This is a genomic window from Rhodococcus sp. FH8 (genome assembly GCF_019266085.1).
In the GTDB taxonomy this organism is placed as follows: domain Bacteria; phylum Actinomycetota; class Actinomycetes; order Mycobacteriales; family Mycobacteriaceae; genus Rhodococcus_F; species Rhodococcus_F qingshengii.
Window position 1 is genome coordinate 376,437 of the sequence record NZ_LPNQ01000080.1, and the last position, 17,034, is coordinate 393,470.

Annotated in this window: 15 protein-coding genes; 8 read left to right on the plus strand and 7 right to left on the minus strand. The window is 63.4% G+C overall.

What is annotated here, in order from left to right:
• The first annotated feature begins 64 nt into the window (after window positions 1-64).
• Window positions 65-1,102, plus strand: coding sequence for an LLM class F420-dependent oxidoreductase (locus tag ATN38_RS28495; protein WP_019746980.1), 1,038 nt, complete (start codon window positions 65-67; stop codon window positions 1,100-1,102).
• 173 nt (window positions 1,103-1,275) lie between these two features.
• Window positions 1,276-2,250 (plus strand): hypothetical protein, encoded by a 975-nt coding sequence (locus ATN38_RS28500; protein WP_042920440.1) that lies wholly within the window; start codon window positions 1,276-1,278, stop codon window positions 2,248-2,250.
• A gap of 137 nt (window positions 2,251-2,387) precedes the next feature.
• Here ATN38_RS28500 and ATN38_RS28505 read toward each other — a convergent pair whose 3' ends face one another.
• Window positions 2,388-3,212, minus strand: a complete 825-nt coding sequence (locus ATN38_RS28505; protein ID WP_007734275.1) for a crotonase/enoyl-CoA hydratase family protein — start codon at window positions 3,210-3,212, stop codon at window positions 2,388-2,390.
• 79 nt (window positions 3,213-3,291) lie between these two features.
• Here ATN38_RS28505 and ATN38_RS28510 point away from each other — a divergent pair, with 79 nt between their 5' ends.
• Both ATN38_RS28510 and ATN38_RS28515 read left to right on the plus strand, forming a co-directional pair.
• The gene (locus ATN38_RS28510) at window positions 3,292-4,965 is read left to right on the plus strand and encodes an acyl-CoA synthetase (RefSeq protein WP_039973409.1); all 1,674 of its coding nucleotides are present in this window, start codon (window positions 3,292-3,294) and stop codon (window positions 4,963-4,965) included.
• Complete coding sequence (locus ATN38_RS28515) at window positions 4,965-6,080, plus strand: nitronate monooxygenase family protein (RefSeq protein WP_003945863.1); 1,116 nt, start codon at window positions 4,965-4,967, stop codon at window positions 6,078-6,080. The genes ATN38_RS28510 and ATN38_RS28515 overlap by 1 nt, the downstream gene beginning before the upstream one ends.
• 54 nt (window positions 6,081-6,134) lie before the next feature.
• Here the strand turns inward: ATN38_RS28515 and ATN38_RS28520 are convergent, their stop codons facing one another.
• The 6 genes from ATN38_RS28520 to ATN38_RS28545 form a co-directional block, all read right to left on the minus strand.
• The gene (locus tag ATN38_RS28520) at window positions 6,135-6,290 is read right to left on the minus strand and encodes a hypothetical protein (RefSeq protein WP_003945810.1); all 156 of its coding nucleotides are present in this window, start codon (window positions 6,288-6,290) and stop codon (window positions 6,135-6,137) included.
• Window positions 6,291-6,357: 67 nt separating this feature from the next.
• A complete protein-coding gene (locus tag ATN38_RS28525) occupies window positions 6,358-7,095 on the minus strand; it encodes a FadR/GntR family transcriptional regulator (protein WP_007734278.1) in 738 nt (245 codons plus the stop codon).
• Between the two features lie 60 nt (window positions 7,096-7,155).
• Window positions 7,156-7,974 carry an ABC transporter ATP-binding protein gene (locus ATN38_RS28530; RefSeq protein ID WP_003945888.1) on the minus strand — a complete coding sequence of 273 codons (819 nt, stop codon included), beginning with the start codon at window positions 7,972-7,974 and terminating at the stop codon, window positions 7,156-7,158.
• Window positions 7,971-10,049 carry a dipeptide/oligopeptide/nickel ABC transporter permease/ATP-binding protein gene (locus ATN38_RS28535; protein ID WP_218749244.1) on the minus strand — a complete coding sequence of 693 codons (2,079 nt, stop codon included), beginning with the start codon at window positions 10,047-10,049 and terminating at the stop codon, window positions 7,971-7,973. The genes ATN38_RS28530 and ATN38_RS28535 overlap by 4 nt, the downstream gene beginning before the upstream one ends.
• Window positions 10,049-11,008 (minus strand): ABC transporter permease, encoded by a 960-nt coding sequence (locus ATN38_RS28540; RefSeq protein ID WP_218749152.1) that lies wholly within the window; start codon window positions 11,006-11,008, stop codon window positions 10,049-10,051. Before ATN38_RS28540 ends, ATN38_RS28535 begins: the two co-directional genes overlap by 1 nt.
• Window positions 11,009-11,051: 43 nt before the next feature.
• A complete protein-coding gene (locus tag ATN38_RS28545) occupies window positions 11,052-12,677 on the minus strand; it encodes an ABC transporter substrate-binding protein (RefSeq protein ID WP_007734285.1) in 1,626 nt (541 codons plus the stop codon).
• 274 nt (window positions 12,678-12,951) lie between these two features.
• On the opposite strand from ATN38_RS28545, the gene ATN38_RS28550 reads away from it, so the two are divergent.
• Genes ATN38_RS28550 through ATN38_RS28565 form a run of 4 tightly spaced genes read left to right on the plus strand, consistent with a single transcriptional unit; the run spans window position 12,952 to window position 17,033 of the window.
• Window positions 12,952-14,010 (plus strand): Gfo/Idh/MocA family protein, encoded by a 1,059-nt coding sequence (locus ATN38_RS28550; RefSeq protein ID WP_218749153.1) that lies wholly within the window; start codon window positions 12,952-12,954, stop codon window positions 14,008-14,010.
• Window positions 14,007-15,002, plus strand: a complete 996-nt coding sequence (locus ATN38_RS33245) for a Gfo/Idh/MocA family protein (protein WP_042449501.1) — start codon at window positions 14,007-14,009, stop codon at window positions 15,000-15,002. The genes ATN38_RS28550 and ATN38_RS33245 overlap by 4 nt, the downstream gene beginning before the upstream one ends.
• Window positions 14,999-16,057: a Gfo/Idh/MocA family protein gene (locus ATN38_RS28560; protein ID WP_042920434.1), complete on the plus strand. Its 1,059-nt coding sequence runs from the start codon at window positions 14,999-15,001 to the stop codon at window positions 16,055-16,057. The genes ATN38_RS33245 and ATN38_RS28560 overlap by 4 nt, the downstream gene beginning before the upstream one ends.
• A 46-nt stretch (window positions 16,058-16,103) precedes the next feature.
• Window positions 16,104-17,033 carry a dihydrodipicolinate synthase family protein gene (locus ATN38_RS28565; RefSeq protein ID WP_218749154.1) on the plus strand — a complete coding sequence of 310 codons (930 nt, stop codon included), beginning with the start codon at window positions 16,104-16,106 and terminating at the stop codon, window positions 17,031-17,033.
• Window position 17,034 lies beyond the last annotated feature (1 nt).

Consider the following 17,034-nt stretch of genomic DNA (forward strand, 5'->3'; position numbering starts at 1 on the left):
TAGAACAGGTTCTAGAGATTGTGGCAAGAGTCACTTCTGATCACCGGCAATGTGGAGGCCTGCGATGAAGCTTGGGTTGCAACTCGGATACTGGGGCGCACAGCCGCCGGCAAACGCCCCGGAACTGATCGAGGCCGCGGAAGGCGCCGGATTCGACGCGGTCTTCGCGGCGGAGTCGTGGGGCTCGGACGCTTTCACCCCGCTCGCCTGGTGGGGATCGCGCACCGAGAACGTCCGTCTCGGGACCTCCGTCGTACAGATTTCGGCGCGAACACCGACCAGCTGTGCCATGCACGCGCTCACTCTCGATCACCTCAACGGTGGGCGAACGATCCTCGGGCTCGGCGTATCCGGACCGCAGGTCGTCGAAGGTTGGTACGGCCAGCCGTTCGAGAAGCCGCTCGCGCGCACCCGCGAATACGTCTCGATCGTGCGCCAGGTCCTCGCCCGTGAAGCGCCCGTCACCAGTCCCGGTCCCCACTACCCTCTGCCGTATGCGGGACCGGGCAGTTCGGGACTTGGCAAGCCGCTCAAGCCCATTACGCACCCGCTGCGTGCGGACATCCCGATCTGGCTCGGCGCCGAAGGGCCGAAGAACGTCGCGCTCGCCGGTGAAATCGCCGACGGCTGGCTGGCGATCTACTACACCCCGCGCCTGGCCCCGATGTACAACAAGTGGCTCGACGAAGGCTTCGCTCGCGCCGGGGCCCGTCGTAGTCGCGAAGATTTCGAGGTGGCCGCCACGTGCCAGGTCATCGTGACTGACGATCGCGCCGCTGCCATCGCCGCTCTCAAGCCGATGACCGCCCTCTACGTCGGCGGAATGGGCGCCCCGGAGTTGAACTTTCACGCGCAGGTCTACAAGCGGATGGGCTACGAGAAGGAGGTCGACGAGATCGGTCGCCTCTTCATGTCGGGCCGCAAGGACGAAGCTGCTGCCGTCGTCCCCGACGAGATGGTCACCGAGACCATGATCATCGGCAACGTCGACGAGGTGCGCGCAGACGTGAAGCGTTGGGAGGAAGCCGGAGTCACGATGCTGCTGGTGACCTGCCGCGACGCCGACCATGTGCGAGAGCTCGCGGCCGCGGTGGGTGGTTGAGCGGGGCACCCCCCATTTTCGAGCGGTACCCCCCTTTTTCTTCGAGCGAACGGCACGTTCAGCGCATCTGAGGCGCTGAACGTACCTTTCGCTCGCCCAAAGTTATCCACAGGCGCACCGAAACCCCAGTTCGCCGCCGGGGCCCGCGCTGATGCTCGAGTCATGCTGCAACCATGCGGCGAGGAACGTGGGGCGATGATCTGGACGCGATTTACCGCGTCAGTCGAAGCGGAGTGATCCGAACGGCGGAGTTGGCGCGATTGGGCGTGTCCAACTCCGCAGTGCACACCCGGTGTCGGGTAGGTGGACCGTGGCAGCGCATATTGCCGGGGGTCATTCTGCTCAGAAACGGTCAACCGACGCCACGTCAACGCTCGATCGCTGCGCTCATGTTGAGCGGTGACGATTCCCTGCTGACGGGGCGATCAGCCATGTCGGAGTACGGATATCGAACGCACTCGGGGGATGTGCAGGTGCTCATCCCCATCGACCGTCGAGTTCAATCGGTTGGGTTCGTCACGGTGGAGCGCACTGTTCGACTGCCCGAGCCGGAGATTCGGAACGGTCTGCGCTGTGCTCCGCTGCCGCGAGCGTTACTCGACGCTGCGAGGCGGTACAAGGCGCTCGATCCCACACGGGCACTCATCGCTGAGGCTGTTCAGCGCGGCGATGTCTCGGTGCGCGAACTTGCGAAGGAACTCGAAGCCGGTAGCAGTCGGGGTTCCGCGCTACCTCGGGTCGTGTTGCGCGAAGTGAACGCGAACGTCCACTCGGTTCCGGAGGTTCACGCGCGAAAATTGTGGCAGCGGAGCGGGCTGCCGGAAATGTTGTTCAACCATGAGATCCGGGATGCCAACGGGGACTTCATCGCAGTTCCGGACGGATGGATCGATTCGGTTGCCTTCGCGTGGGACATCGACTCCTTGGAATGGCATGCCGCGCCGACGGACTACAAGCGCACGGTGGAGCGTCGGACGCGTATGCAGAATGCGGGAATCATCGTGTTGCCGACGGTGCCCAGTGCACTGCGAACGGACCCTGATCGCGTGATCGAGGACCTGCGTGCGCACTACAGATTGGCGCAGTCACGTCCCCGGCCGCAGGTGTTCGCGAGGTCGAGATGGGTGAAATTGGACGAAACCGGCTGAGCGAAAGTGCCTTTCGGCGCACTGAAGGCGCCGAAAGGTACGTTCGCTCGAAAAGGGGGTGGGTGGGACCGAGAGCGGACAGGAAAGGGGGCTCAGGCGGGGGTCGGTCAGACGGGGGTGGCTCAGACAGGGGTGGGTCAGACACCCTTGAACTGGGGCGCCCGCTTCTCACCGAAAGCCCGCGGGCCCTCCTTGGCGTCGGCGCTCATGAACACCTTCATACCCAGCTGTGCGTCGATCTGGAAGGCCTCTTCCTCATGCATGCCCTCGGTGTCGCGGATGGTCTTGAGAATCGCCTGCACGGCGAGAGGGCCGTTTGCACTGATCAGGTCCGCGAGCTCCAGCGCCTTGTCGAGGGCCTGGCCGTCCGGGACCACGTGGCCGATGAGCCCGATCTCCTTGGCCTCGGGAGCCTTGATGTGACGACCTGTGAGCAGGATGTCCGCCGCGATCGTGTACGGAATCTGTCGCACCAGACGCACTGCGGAACCGCCGAGCGGGAAGAGCCCCCACTTGGCTTCGGAGACGCCGAACTTGGCGCTCTCACCCGCGACGCGGATGTCGGTGCCCTGCAGGATTTCGGTTCCGCCGGCGATAGCTGCACCCTCGACGGCGGCGATCAGTGGCTTGGTCAACCGACGGCCCTTGAGGAGGCCTTCGATCTTGGACATGTCGACGCCACCGCCCGCGAAGGAATCTCCCGGCGGCTTGGCGGACATGTTCTTGAGGTCGGCGCCGGCGCAGAAGTCGCCGCCCGCACCGGTGAGGATGGCGACACGAATTTCGGGGTCGTTGTCGACCTGATCCCAGGCGTCGACCATGATCGCCATCATCTCGCCGGTGATGGCGTTCTTACGCTCGGGGCGATTCATGGTCACGATGAGAACGTGGCCACGCTTCTCCACGAGGCAATGCGGCGCGGTTTCCGAAATGTCTGATTTTTCGGTCGTCGAAGTGGACACTGATGGCTCCTGGCGGGTCTGTGAGCTGGCTCTCAAATTGGGTCTTGCCAGAAACGGTAACACGTTCTACTTTGAACTCGTGGCCCTTAACATCGCAGACTTCGTAGAGCACGCAATCGACCTCGTTCCGGACCGCGTTGCGCTGGTCTCGGACAACCGCGAGATGACTTATGCACAGTTGGAGGACCGAGCAAACCGCCTCGGTCACTACCTGCGTGAACATGGCGTTCAGCCGGGTGACAAGGTCGGCATCTACTGCCGGAACGTCATCGAGGCGATCGAGGCCATGGTCGCGGTTTTCAAGATCCGGGCCGTGATGGTCAACATCAATTACCGGTACGTCGAGAACGAGTTGCAGTACATCTTCGACAACTCCGACATGGTTGCGCTCATTCACGAGCGCCGCTACTCGGACAAGGTCGCGAACGTCCTGCCGAACACTCCCAAGGTCAAGTCCGTCATCGTGGTCGAGGACGGCACCGATCTGGACTTCAGTGCTTTCGGCATCGGCTACGAGGACGCACTCGCGCAGAGTTCGGGTGAGCGTGATTTCGAAGAGCGCAGCAACGACGACATCTTCATGCTCTACACCGGCGGCACCACCGGAAGTCCCAAGGGCGTCATGTGGCGTCACGAGGACTGGTGGCGTGTTCTCGGCGGAGGCATCAACTTCGTCACCGGAGTTCCGGTCGAGGACGAGTACGAGATGGCGAAGGTCGGCGCCGCCAACCCGAGCATGATCCGCTACCCGATCCCTCCGATGATTCACGGCGGTTCGCAGTCGGCGGTATTCCACAGCCTCTTCGGCGGCGGAACCTGTTTGATGCACCCGGAATTCGACGCCCACGAGGTGTGGCAGAACATCGACAAGCACAAGGTCAACCTGATCTTCATCACGGGTGACGCGATGGGCCGTCCGATGCTCGACGCACTCATCGCCGGAAACCCGGAGACCGGTGAGCCGTACGATCTTTCGACGCTCTACGTGATGGCCAGCAGTGCTGCACTCTTCTCGCCGAGTATCCAGGAGCAGTTCCTCGAACTGTTGCCCAACCGCCTGCTGACCGACTCCATCGGAGCATCCGAGACCGGCTTCGGCGGACTGGCCGTGCTGAGCAAGGGTCAGAAGCACACTGGCGGTCCGACGGTCAAGATCGACGCCTCCACAACGGTTCTCGACGACGACGGCAACGAGGTCGAACCCGGATCGGGCAAGCGCGGCATGCTCGCTCGCAAGGGCAACATCCCGCTCGGCTACTACAAGGACGAGGTCAAGACGGCCGAAACCTTCCGCACCATCAACGGCGTTCGCTACTCGATCCCCGGCGACTATGCGCAGGTCGAAGCCGACGGCACGGTCACGATGCTCGGCCGCGGGTCGGTGTCGATCAACAGCGGCGGCGAGAAGGTGTACCCGGAAGAGGTCGAGGGCGCTTTGAAGGCGCACCCGGACATCTTCGACGTCCTGGTGGTCGGTATCCCCGACGAGCGCTTCGGTCAGCGCGTTGCCGCAGTGGTCCAGGTACGCGAAGGCACGTCGCCGACGCTGCACGACATCGCCACCGCAGCACGCAAAGAGATTGCCGGATACAAGGTTCCGCGCAGCGTGTGGTTCGTGGACCAGATCAAGCGCAACCCGGCAGGCAAGCCCGACTACCGCTGGGCGAAGGCCGAAACGGAATCGCGCGAGGCCGATGATCACAACGGAAACGGCGCTCCTGTGGCGTCCGCAAACGAAAGCGTGGAAGCCTGATGCGTTCGGATCTCGCCGACAAGTTCGGCATCGAATACCCGATTTTCGGATTCACTCCTTCCGAGCACGTCGCGGCCGCGATCAGCCGCGCGGGAGGTCTGGGCGTGCTCGGTTGCGTCCGGTTCAACGACCCGGAAGAGCTCGAAGCCGCACTGACGTGGATGGACGAGAACACCGACGGTAAGCCGTACGGCGTCGACATCGTCATGCCGGCCAAGGTGCCGACCGAGGGCGGCGCCGTCGATCTCGACAAGCTGATTCCGGAGGAGCACCGCGCTTTCGTCAACCGCACGCTCGACGAGCTCGGTGTGCCGCCGCTTTCCGACGACGTCGAGCATGCGACCGGCGTACTGGGATGGCTTCACTCGGTGGCGCGGTCACACGTCGATGTTGCTCTGGGACACCGGATTGCGTTGATTGCGAATGCACTGGGATCACCGCCGAAGGACGTCATCGATCAGGCACACGAGAAGGGCGTACCGGTAGCAGCGCTGGCCGGCGCCGTCGAGCATGCACGTCGTCACGTCGAGAACGGTGTCGACATCGTGATCGCGCAGGGCTACGAGGCCGGCGGTCACACCGGCGAAATCGCATCGATGGTTCTCGTTCCGGAAATCGTTGATGCACTGGGTGATTCAGCTGCCGTACTGGCTGCCGGGGGTATCGGCAGCGGCCGTCAGGTGGCTGCCGCACTTGCACTCGGTGCGTCCGGAGTGTGGATGGGCTCGTACTGGCTCACCACGTCCGAATACAAACTCGGCAGTGCATCGGGCGAGGGCCCGTCCGCTATTCAGCGTGCACTGTTGGGCGCGACGTCGGCCGACACCGTTCGTTCGCGCATCTACTCGGGTAAGCCCGCTCGGTTGCTCAAGACCAAGTGGACGGAAGCCTGGTCGAACCCGGGAGCACCGGCGCCCTTGCCGATGCCGCTGCAGAACCTTCTGGTCAGCGACGCTCATCAGAGAATCGCTGCATCGGAGAACCCGGAAGTTGTGGCAATGCCCGTCGGTCAGATCGTGGGACGGATGAACGAGATCCGCCCGGTCGCCGAGGTCATGGCAGAGCTGGTGTCCGGGTTCGAGGACGCGCGAACCCGACTGGATTCGATGAAGTAGTAGATGACACGTGCGTGTGCCCTCGGCCGAGTTTCGGCCGAGGGCACACGTCGTTCAGCCGGCGAGGTCGTCCGGTCCGACGGTGTCCGACAACCATTCTCCGCGGCTGAGGGCGCCGTCGTCGCGGCGGCGTGCGATCACGAAAATGACCAGGGCGGCAGCGAGAACAACTGCGAGAACGCGCGAAGGCGTCAGGTTCGGGTTCTTCATACCTGTAATTTTGCCGGAAGAACGGGCGCGATGGTGAGCCAGCGGAGCAAAATCACGTGTTTCGAAATTACTGCGCTTCGGACGCATGGAGACTCGCGATCCGCTCGCGCAGGCCACCGAAGTGCACATCGAGAGTGTGCGCCGCCTCGACTGCATCACCCGTACGGATCGCGTCGAGAATCGCACGGTGCTTCGACGCGATGTCGATCAGTGGCGTATCCGAATGCCCGATGGCCTGCTGGATCTCGCTGTACACCTGCCAGAAGACGTCCATCAATTGAGCGAGGACCTGGTTGTCCAGCGGGGAGTACAGGCGGGAGTGGAAGGTCGCGTCGATGTCGGAGAAGTTCTTCCCGGCAGCGGCACGGACCTCCATGCCGGTGACGAGTTCGTCGAGGTCGGCGTGGTCGGCCGACGTCATCTCGGCCATCGCCGCACCGATCAGTCCGGTCTCGAGTGCCTGACGAATGTCGACCAGTTCCATCGCCTCGTGCCCGGTGCCCTGCAAGGACAACCGGCCACGGAAGGTCAGGCCGTCGGCGAGAGCGTCGAAGTTGCTAGGGGCGACGAACATTCCGAAGCCGTGACGGATCTCGACGACACCCAAGGCCTGCAGAACCTTGAGCGCCTCCCGGAGCGTGTTTCGGCCGATACCCAATTCCTCGGACAGTTCGGCCTCGGTGGGCATCGGGTCGCCGGGGGAGAGCCTGCGTTCGAGGATCAAGTTCATGATGTCCGTCTGAAGTGCGCGCATGCGGTTTTGCGCGCTGAAACGAGCGCCCTGTGTGCCACTCCGGACAGACATCGATTCCCCTTTTCTGATACGAACGTCCTTCATCCTATGTCCGGTCATCCGCTCCATTGGTCAACCCACGTCAACGGTGCGTTGCAGGAGGCTGGGCGCCGCACCCAGCAGTTTGGCCGTGTACGCATCGGACGGGCTGTCGAATACTTCCTGGGCCGTTCCCTGCTCGACGATCCGCCCGGCGTTCATGACGACGATGGTGTCGGAGACGTACCGCACCGTCTGTATGTCGTGCGAGATGAACACCATGCCGAGCCCCAACCGAGCCTTGATGTCGCTGAGCAGATTCAGGATCTGCGCTCGCACCGAGACGTCGAGCGCCGACGTCGGCTCGTCGGCCACGATGACGTCAGGTTCGAGCGCGAGTGCACGCGCGATCGCGACACGTTGCCGCTGACCGCCGGAGATCTGGCTCGGGATGACTTCGAGCGCAGATTGGGGGAGTCCGACCAAACCGACCAGCTCGCGAACTCGGGCGGTTCGGCTCGCGCGGTTGCCGATGCCGTGGACGTCGAGTGGATCGGTGAGGATGTCGGCCACCGTCATTCGGGGATTGAGCGCGGTAGCCGGATCCTGGAAGACGATCGAGATCGCTCGGCCGAACTCCTTGCGCACGCCGGCCGACCGGGTCAGAGCGCTTCGGCCGCGAAAGACCACGTCGCCCGACGTCGGCTTCTGCAGTCCGACCATGACTTTGGCCAGAGTGGACTTGCCACAACCCGACTCGCCCACGATGCCGATCGTCGTCCCTCGTCGTACGTCGATACTGACATCGTTGACCGCGTGAACCGTGCCCGGTTTGAACAGTGATCCCGAACGGGTCTTGTGGACGACGTGAATGTTCTTCAGTTCCAGGATGGGTGCTTCAGCTGTAGTCATCGCACGCTCTCCAATTCCGATTCTGTACGTACGGGAGTCGCGGACTGGCTGGCGAACCAATGCTCGGTCCCGTCGACCCGGACCATCTCCGGCTTTCGGAGGGGGTCGGAGTCCGGGCGAGTGGAACGCTCGGCGAAACGGTCACCCGGCGCGAAGTTTCCGGGCGAGGGAACAGTTCCCTGAATCTGATGCAGCCGCGGCGCTTCGTCCTCGATCGAGAGAACGGCCCCGAGAAGGCCCTGGGTGTATTCGTGGCGGGGATCGACGAGCAGATCACTCGTGGGCGCCGACTCGACGACCTGACCGGCGTACATCACCGTGATCTTGTGAGCGAGTGAAGCAACGAGTGCAAGATCGTGGCTCACGAAAACCATGGCAAACCCCAGCTTTTCCCGAAGGGCGTTGAGCAAGTCCACGACCTGGGCCTGGACGGTGACGTCGAGAGCGGTGGTGGGCTCGTCCGCGACGATCAACCGCGGACTGCGGGTGAGCGACATGGCGATCAGAACGCGCTGACGCTGACCACCGGAAAGCTCGTGTGGGTAGCTGGAGAGAGTGCGCACCGGATCGAGTCCGACGAGTTCGAGCAGTTCCTCGGCTGTGCGGGTACCGCCGCGCTTGGTGAGCTGCTTGAACTGCGCGCGGATCAGCATCGCCGGATTCAGTGAACTCAGCGCATCCTGGTAGATCATGGCCATGTCGTGCCCGCGCAGCTTGTTTCGCTCCCGGTTGTTCAGCTCGAGGACGTTGACTCCGTCGAACAGGATCTCGCCGGTCACCACTGCCGTCTTGGGTAGCAGACCCATGATCGCCAGCGAGGTGAGCGACTTTCCGCAACCGGACTCGCCGACGAGTGCCATCGTCTCGTTCGGGCGGACGGTGAAGCTCACGTTGTCGACGATCGCCGTGTCTCCGTAGCGTTCCGGGAACCGGATCGTGAGATTGCGGACCTCGAGGAGTGGCGCGGCATCGCCCTCGTACACAAGACGATCGGAGCGGGACCGCTCGGTTTCCGCCAGGATCTTCAGGTGCGTTTCGAGAGGAGTCGGCTCGGCGGCCGGCTCGAGAACATCTTTCACGACGCTCGGATCGGCGAAGTCGTCTATCAACTCCGGAGTGTCGGTGACCGATGCGGCTTCGTCCTCCAGAATGAGTTCGTTGGAGGTCTCCTCCGCTGCAGCGGTCTGCGCTGCTTGGAGCGCGGAGGGCGTCTTCTTGGTCTTCTTCAGACTCGGATCTGCCATCGCGTCCGTCAGGCCCTCGGCGAGCACGTTGAGGGAGAGCACCGTCAGCAGAATGAGCAGGCCGGGGAACACCGTTGCCCACCAACCACCGAGAAGCACCATGTTCTTGCCGTCGGCGATCACCGATCCCCACGACGGATCCGGGGGACGCACACCGGCGCCGATGAACGACAGGCTGGCTTCCAGCACGATGGCGTCGGCGACCATGACAGTGCAGAAGACGAGAACGGGCGCAGCACAGTTGGCTACGACGTGCTTGACGACGATGTGTGAAGTTCTTGCGCCGATAACCTTTTCGGCCGCGACGTAGTCCTCGCCGTACTGAGCGAGAACGTTCGCGCGAACGACGCGAGCCACCATCGGTGTGTAGAGGAACGCGATAGTGACGATCAGAACTGGAATCGAACCACCGAAGGCTGCGACGAGTACGGCAGCGAGCGCGATGCCCGGGAACGCCATGACCACGTCGAGCACACGCATGATGGTCTCGTCGACGCCTTTTCGGCTCGTTGCGGCCACCGATCCGATGAGAGCGCCGGCGCACAGTGCGAGGAAGGTGGAACCGAGACCGATGGTCAGCGACCAGCGTCCGCCGTAGAGCAAGCGGCTGAACAGATCTCGACCGAGACTGTCCTGACCGAACCAGTGGTCGGCGCTGGGGCCCGCGGTACCCACCGCCTGTTCGAGCGGGGTGTACTGCGTGATCAGCGGCGCGAAGAGGCAGGCGAGCACGATGATCGCGAGAACCGCCATCGACAGCCAGGCCGAGAGGGGGAAGCGAGAAAAGGTGATGCCGGGTCGCGAAAGCTTCTCGGTGAGTTTTCTTCTCATCATGCTGCGCTCCGAAGTCGTGGATTGACGAGCAGGTAGAGGATGTCGACGGCGAGGTTGACGACGACGAAGCCGACCGCGATGACGATGACAACTCCCTGAACGACTGCGGGGTCACCGTTGGTGACGCCGTTGATCATGAGCTGACCCATGCCGGGCAGGCCGAAGATCTGCTCGATGACCACAGCGCCACCGAGGAGGTAACCGACACGGAGGCCCAGGACGGTGAGCGGGTTGATCAGCGCGTTACGCAACACATTCCGTCCGATCACCACGTGATAGGGCAGGCCGCTGCCGATCGCGGTCCGGACGTAGTCCTTGTCCAACTCCTCGACCATCGACGTGCGGATGATGCGCGTGAGTTGTGCTGCGACGGGCAGTGACAGGGACAGCGCCGGGAGCGCCATGTACCAGAGCCAGTCGCTGACGGAGTCGCTCGGATTGACGTAGCCACCGGTAGGGAACCATCCGAGTTGGACAGCAAGGTACTGAATCATCAGCAGTGCCAACCAGAATGACGGTGCCGCCACACCGCCGAGGGAGATCACTCGGATGACCTGATCCGGCCAACGATCGCGGAACAGTGCGCTGGTGACGCCGAAGATCAGCGAGAGCACGATGGCGATCACCAGTCCGAGAACCGTGAGCTGAATGGTCAGTGGCAGAGCGGTGGAGATCGAATCCAACACCGGGGTACCGGAAATCAGACTGTCACCCATGTTGCCGCTGACCAGATCGGTCACGAAGTGAACGTATTGCAGCGGAAGCGGATCGAGCAGTCCGTTCTCTTCCTTGAACTGCTGCAACTGTTCCGCAGTCGGGTTGCCACCGTTGAACGCCGCGGTTGCGGGATCGGTGGGCGCGAACTGCATCACGATGAAGACGAACGCGATGATGCCGAGGATCAGGGGGATCAGTATCAGTAATCGCCTGATCAGCCTGGGGAGGACTCTTGCCATCGGGGGATCTCTCAGTTGTGGGAAACGGCCGAGCGGGCGGGTATCAGGCCGGCTTCGCCTGAAGCAGGTTGACGCCGGGGTACGGCAGCGGAGTGACGTCGGCGATCTTCTTCGGATCCCACGCAGTCAGGAGCTCCTGATGGAGAACCGGGTAGTAGACAGCATTTTCGGCGATCTGGTTCAGGTACGACTGCACGAGGGTGCTGCGCTTTGCCGGGTCGGTCTCGCGGGTGGCTTCATCCATGGTGGCGTAGATCTTCTGCGCTTCGGGGGTGTCGTCCCACTTGGCGTAGGTCTTCGTCCACAAGCCGCCCTTGCTGTACGTGTAGCGGACGAGAAGGTCGACGTCGCTGCCGAATGCCTGCGGGTTGGACGTACCGGCGGCGATCTGGAACTTCTGGCCGCTGTTGAGCTTGCTCACCATGGCGCTGGTGTCCTGCGGTTCGAGTGTCGTGTTGAATCCGACTGCGTCCCAAGACTCTTTGATGGTCGGCAAGCAGTCGGCCAACCAGCTGACGTTGGTGGAGAGCAGCGTGAGGTCGAGGCCACTGACACCGGCGGCAGCGAGGAGCGAGCGGGCCTTGTCCGGATCGTACGAGTAGACGGTGGACGCTCGCGCGTAGTCGGGGTTGCGCTCGTACAGGTAGCTCGTGGCCGGTGCTGCCTTGCCGCCGAGGGCGATCTCGATCATCTTCGGGGTGTTGATCGCATAGAACATCGCCTGGCGAACACGAACGTCGTCGAACGGTGCCTGAGTCGTGTCGAAGAGCAGGTACATGAGGTTCATGCCCGGGTTGCCCTCGACGGTGCGCCCACCGGAGGTCAGAGTGGGGACGTTGGCGACGGGGATGTTGTCGGCGAGTTGTGCACCGGCATTGTTGCCCGAGACGCGCGCGATGCGTGAGGAGGTGTCGACGATGGAGAGCCAGTTCATGGTCGCGAAGTTGGCCGGACGCGGCCCGTTGTACGCCTCGAAGGCCTCGAAAGCTGTGTTGCTCTTGGGGGTGTGGCTCTTGAGCTTGTACGGACCGGAACCGACGACCAGCGTTCCGGACTTGGCCTCGTCCCAGTGGCCGTCGAAGACGTGCTTGGGCATGATCTTGGCGATCGAGAGACGCTGTGCGGCAGCGCTGAACGGGTAGTTGAAGTTCAGGGTCACCGTTTGGTCGTCGACCTTGGTGACGGACTGCAGCCAGGAGGAGAAGAAGGAGCGGATCAGTACGTTCTGCTGTGGATCGAGGATGCGATCGAAGGTGAAGACGACGTCGTCCGAGGTGACCGGAGTGCCGTCGTGCCAGGTTGCTCCCTCGCGGATTTTCATGGTCCAGCTCGAGGCGGTGGCGTCGGTCGGGACGGCCTGTGCGAGCGCCGCATACGTCTCACCGGTGCCTGGATCGTTTTCGAGCAGTCCCTCGTAGACGTGGTTGACCGCTGCCATGAGGAAACCGGATGCAGTCTGCATCGGGTCGAAGCTCTGGTCGTTGCCGTATCCGATGGCGGTGGTCAGATCGCCGGTGCTCGCGGAACCGCCGACAACCGAGGTCGACGACGGCCCGCCGCCACAGGCCGCGAGAGTCGCGGTGATACCTGCTGCAGCTCCCAGTAGCCCGGTGTACCGGAACAGGTCTCGGCGGGTGAACGCGGAGCTCAGCGGTCGTTCGTTCTTCAAGGCGGCCTCCAAGGCGGGGAGCGGGACATCAAGGGAGTGGATAGGGGATGTCCTATGTTCGACGTCCGATGTTGCGTAACTTACATTGTGGATCAGAAAGCGTCTAGAGAATCTTCGGAACTGGCGGCGCCGAACTTCGACGTTTCGCCGGATTCGAGCCAAAAATAGTGCGCTCACCTGCATAGATGAAGACTGTGTTACCGGCGTCGAATTGACGAGCGATGACGCTGGCCGTATAACATAGGACATCCCTCATCCAATCTTTGGAGACTTCATGACCCGATACAAAGTCGGTGTGGTCGGTTGCGGATTCTTCGGTAGTTCCCTCGCTCGCGAGCTGGCTGCCCATCCACGTTTCGAACTGACGATGCTGTGCGACCGTGACTTCGAGCGGGCCAAGGACGTCGCCGCAGAGTTCTCGGCAACCCCGACAGACGATCACGACGCGGTGGCCGCTCACCCGGAGTTGGCCCTCGTTGTCGTCGCGACGCCCAATCACGCGCACGCCGAACCTGCCATCGCGGCGCTCGAACACGGCAAGGCAGTTTTTGTCGAGAAGCCACTCGCCGTCGAACTGGTCGATGCGCAGAACATGATCGCGAGCGCCGACGCGAGCGGTTCGCCGTTGATGGTCGGGCACATCATGCGGATGATGCCGGGTGTACGACGTCTGGCGGACCTGCTGGCGTCGGGGGAGCTCGGCGAGGTCGCTGCGATCGAAACGTCTCGCTCACGCTGGATCGACACCGACGGCGCAGATCCACAGTGGTGGAAGCTCGACAAGAGCCGAACGGGTGGAGAACTGACTCACGAGATTCACGAACTGGACCTGATGTGCTGGCTCGGCGGCGAGGTGACTGCCGTGTCGAGCATCGCCACCGCGGACGACGGCTTCCGCAACACAGTGGTGTCGTTCGCCGGCGGCGCGATCGGCAGACACACCATTTCGACGCGGTCACACACTTCGTCGTGGCAGCTGACCGTCGATGCCACCGAAGGTTCGGTCCACGCGGACTTCCACACCGGCCGGGTCACCCGACTGCGCGGGGGACAGGTCGTAGAGTCGTGGCCGATCTTCGACGTCGACGCCGAGAACCAATCGTTGATCGACGCTGCGAGCAGGACGCAGAAGTACAACTCGGGCAACGGAGGATCCTCGCTGTGGATGCAGGCTGCGATTCGTCACGAAATCGACGAGATGGCAGCAGTTCTCGACGGCAAGGCTGATCCAGACTCGCCGTTGACGTACGCACGTGAACGCGCACTCGTCGTCGCCGAACAGGTGCGACTCGGTGGCGGCGAACCGGCAGCGCTCTCGGGAAGTGCCAAGTGACGGTGCGTGTAGCCGTCATCGGTAGTGGCGGAATCGCGCGGGACCACGTCAGCGCCTTGGCGCGCATCCCGTCCGTCGAAGTCGCCTACGTATTCGGCAGTGACTTGGACCGGGCCGCATCGGTTGCGGCGTTGGCGCCGGGCGCGAAGGCCAGTACCGATCTGGCGAAGATTCTCGCCGACCCGAGCGTGCAGGCGGTCAACGTCGTCGGGGCCACTCCCGACCACGCACCCGTGACGATAGCCGCGGGCCGCGCGGGAAAGCATGTGCACGTGGAGAAGCCGGCCGCGCTGACAGTCGCGGACTTCGACGCCATGGTCGAGGCCACCGAAGGTGGCGGCACCTCACTGATGGTCGGACAGACCGTACGATTCCAGCCGTCGATCACCTCGATCGGAAACTCGGTTGCACAAGGTGCCATCGGCGACCCCCGGTTGATCCATCTCAGTTGGTACACCGGCCATGTCTGGCCAGGGGGCTGGCGAGGCTGGCAACACGACAAGGAACGTTCGGGTGGTCACCCCGTTCACAACGGAACCCACGCACTCGATCTGGTGACGTGGCTGATCGGTCGTCGTCCGACCCGTGTGTTCGCTCGTAGTTTCCCCACCTTCGCGGCGGGGATGCCCGTGCACGACAGCTTCCATCTGACCGTTCGCTTCGAGGACGGATCGCTGGCTCTCATCGAATTGGCCTACGCGCTACCACAATCGGGAAAGATGGTACGCCGGATCGTGGTGTCGGGGACTTCCGGCACGCTCGCGCACGACACCGGCGACGACCCGGGACTGATGACGGACACGACCAACGCGCCGCCGTCGTCGATCGAGGACGCGATGTCGCATCAGATGCGCCACTGGATCGCCACTCTCGACGGTTCAGCGACCCCGATAGTCGAGAACTGGCAGGTGCGTGCAGCTCTCGCTACGGCCATCGCTGCACAGCAATCACTCGACACCGGCCGCGCGATCTCGATCGGAGAACACCAATGACCGGCACCGCTTCGATCCGCGTCGGATTTGTCAGCGGCGTAAGGCATGCCGGCTCCTATGCAGACCTGTTGCGTTCCGATCCTCGAGTGAGCCTGGTCGGGGCCTCCGACGAATCCTCGGTCCCCGATTGGATTCGTGAGGACGGAATCGCGATGGCAAAGGCCGCAGACATCGAGTGGATCGACGAACTCGGCGAGCTGCTCGACCCCGAACGGATAGACCTGGCGATCATCTGCAGTGAGCCGACCAGGCATGCACGGCTTGCGATTTCCGCACTGAACGCGGGACTCGACGTCCTGGTGGACAAGCCGGTGGGTATCGACGAGTCGGAGGCCGCGGCGGTCGAGGAAGCGGCACGGTCGAACGGGCGAATCTGTACGGTGGTGAACCGCACTCATTCACCTGCGCTCCGGCGACTGCGCCGCTGGATCGACGCCGGAAATCTCGGACTGCCGCGCCACGTGGACATCGAGTTCCTCGCAAGCGGAACACATTTCGCGACGTCCGTCGAGCGTCCCGAACTGGTGGTGGATCCCGCGCTTTCCGGCGGGGGAGAAGTAGTGAACTTCGCCGGTTACGCCGCCGACTACCTCAGATACCTCACCGGCCTGGACGTCACCGAGGTGTACGCCGAGACGAGCACACTGTACGGCGGGGCCCACCAGCAGTTCGGCGTCGAAGACACGGCGTTGATCTCGCTCGCCCTGGAAAACGGAGTCACCGCGACGGTGACCGTCGGAAGAATCCCCGCAGCACCGGGTTTCGGCGCGAATACCGCGACGGTTCGGGTCCTCGGCTCCCACGGATACGCGAGTTCCGACGACGACAAACCTGCCGTGACCCACTTCGCGGCCTCGGGAGACGTGACCGCACTACCCATCGGCGGCTTCGGTTCGGACAACGCGGTGTCGAGCTTTCTCTCTCACGTGCTCGATCGACTTCCCACACGGACCGAACCCGACTACACCGTGGCAGACGCCCGCGCGTCGATGCGCGTGATCGATGCTGCCTATCTGTCCGCCTCGAGCGGTCAGCCGGTCTCCGTTTCTCCCTGACAGCCGCACCCACAACGCAATCCGACAACCAACATATGGAGACCCCATGAGCACGGAAACCACCACCTTCAGCGGAATCGTCCCGCCGATCGTCACACCACTGACGCTCGAGGGCGAGGTCGACACCACGTCGCTCGAACGCCTGCTCTCACTGCAGATCGAAGCCGGAGTCGACGGCTTGTTCGTCCTCGGTTCCTCGGGTGAGGTCGGTTACCTCACCGACGCTCAGCGCGCCCAGGTGGTGCAGACGGCCATCGGTCACGTCGGCGGCCAGGTACCGGTCCTCGTCGGAGTGAACGACATGACCACCAACCGGGTCATCGCCGTCGCCGAGCAGGCGCGCGAGGCTGGTGCGGATGCCATCGTCGCGACGGCGCCGTTCTACGCGATCACCGATGCAGCCGAGACGGCAACGCATTTCCGCTCCATCCACGCCGCAGTGGATCTTCCGTTGTTCGCCTACGACGTCCCGGTTCGTGTCCACAGCAAGCTCAGCCCGGCAATGCTGGTCGAGCTCGGTCGCGAGGGAGTCATCGCCGGCGTGAAGGATTCGAGCGGCGACGACGTCAGTTTCCGTATGTTGATCCGTCAGTCGGCCGGGCTCGAAAACTTCGCCGTCTTCACCGGGCACGAGGTAGTCGTCGACGGATGCCTGCTGATGGGTGCTTCGGGCGCAGTGCCCGGCCTGGCCAACGTGGACCCGCACGGCTACGTACGACTGTGGCGCGCTGCGCAGGCAGGAGACTGGGCCGCAGCGAAGGCCGAGCAGGATCGACTCACCGATCTGTTCTCCATCGTCGAGGCGCCGACACCGGGTCGCGTCAGTGCCGGTGCCGCGGGTCTTGGCGCGTTCAAGACGGCTCTGGCCCTGCGCGGCGTCATCACCGGCAACACGATGTGCGCGCCGATGCTCTCGCTCGACGAGTCCGAGACCGCAACGATCAAGGTCGTTCTGGAACAGGCCGGGCTCCTCTGAC

Coding starts and splice junctions, on each gene's coding strand:
- ATN38_RS28495 (WP_019746980.1), top strand. CDS start 65: ATGAAGCTTGGGTTGCAACTCGGATACTGGGGCGCACAGCCGCCGGCA.
- ATN38_RS28500 (WP_042920440.1), top strand. CDS start 1,276: ATGCGGCGAGGAACGTGGGGCGATGATCTGGACGCGATTTACCGCGTC.
- ATN38_RS28515 (WP_003945863.1), top strand. CDS start 4,965: ATGCGTTCGGATCTCGCCGACAAGTTCGGCATCGAATACCCGATTTTC.
- ATN38_RS28520 (WP_003945810.1), bottom strand. CDS start 6,290: ATGAAGAACCCGAACCTGACGCCTTCGCGCGTTCTCGCAGTTGTTCTC.
- ATN38_RS28525 (WP_007734278.1), bottom strand. CDS start 7,095: ATGTCTGTCCGGAGTGGCACACAGGGCGCTCGTTTCAGCGCGCAAAAC.
- ATN38_RS28530 (WP_003945888.1), bottom strand. CDS start 7,974: ATGACTACAGCTGAAGCACCCATCCTGGAACTGAAGAACATTCACGTC.
- ATN38_RS28535 (WP_218749244.1), bottom strand. CDS start 10,049: ATGAGAAGAAAACTCACCGAGAAGCTTTCGCGACCCGGCATCACCTTT.
- ATN38_RS28540 (WP_218749152.1), bottom strand. CDS start 11,008: ATGGCAAGAGTCCTCCCCAGGCTGATCAGGCGATTACTGATACTGATC.
- ATN38_RS28550 (WP_218749153.1), top strand. CDS start 12,952: ATGACCCGATACAAAGTCGGTGTGGTCGGTTGCGGATTCTTCGGTAGT.
- ATN38_RS28560 (WP_042920434.1), top strand. CDS start 14,999: ATGACCGGCACCGCTTCGATCCGCGTCGGATTTGTCAGCGGCGTAAGG.
- ATN38_RS28565 (WP_218749154.1), top strand. CDS start 16,104: ATGAGCACGGAAACCACCACCTTCAGCGGAATCGTCCCGCCGATCGTC.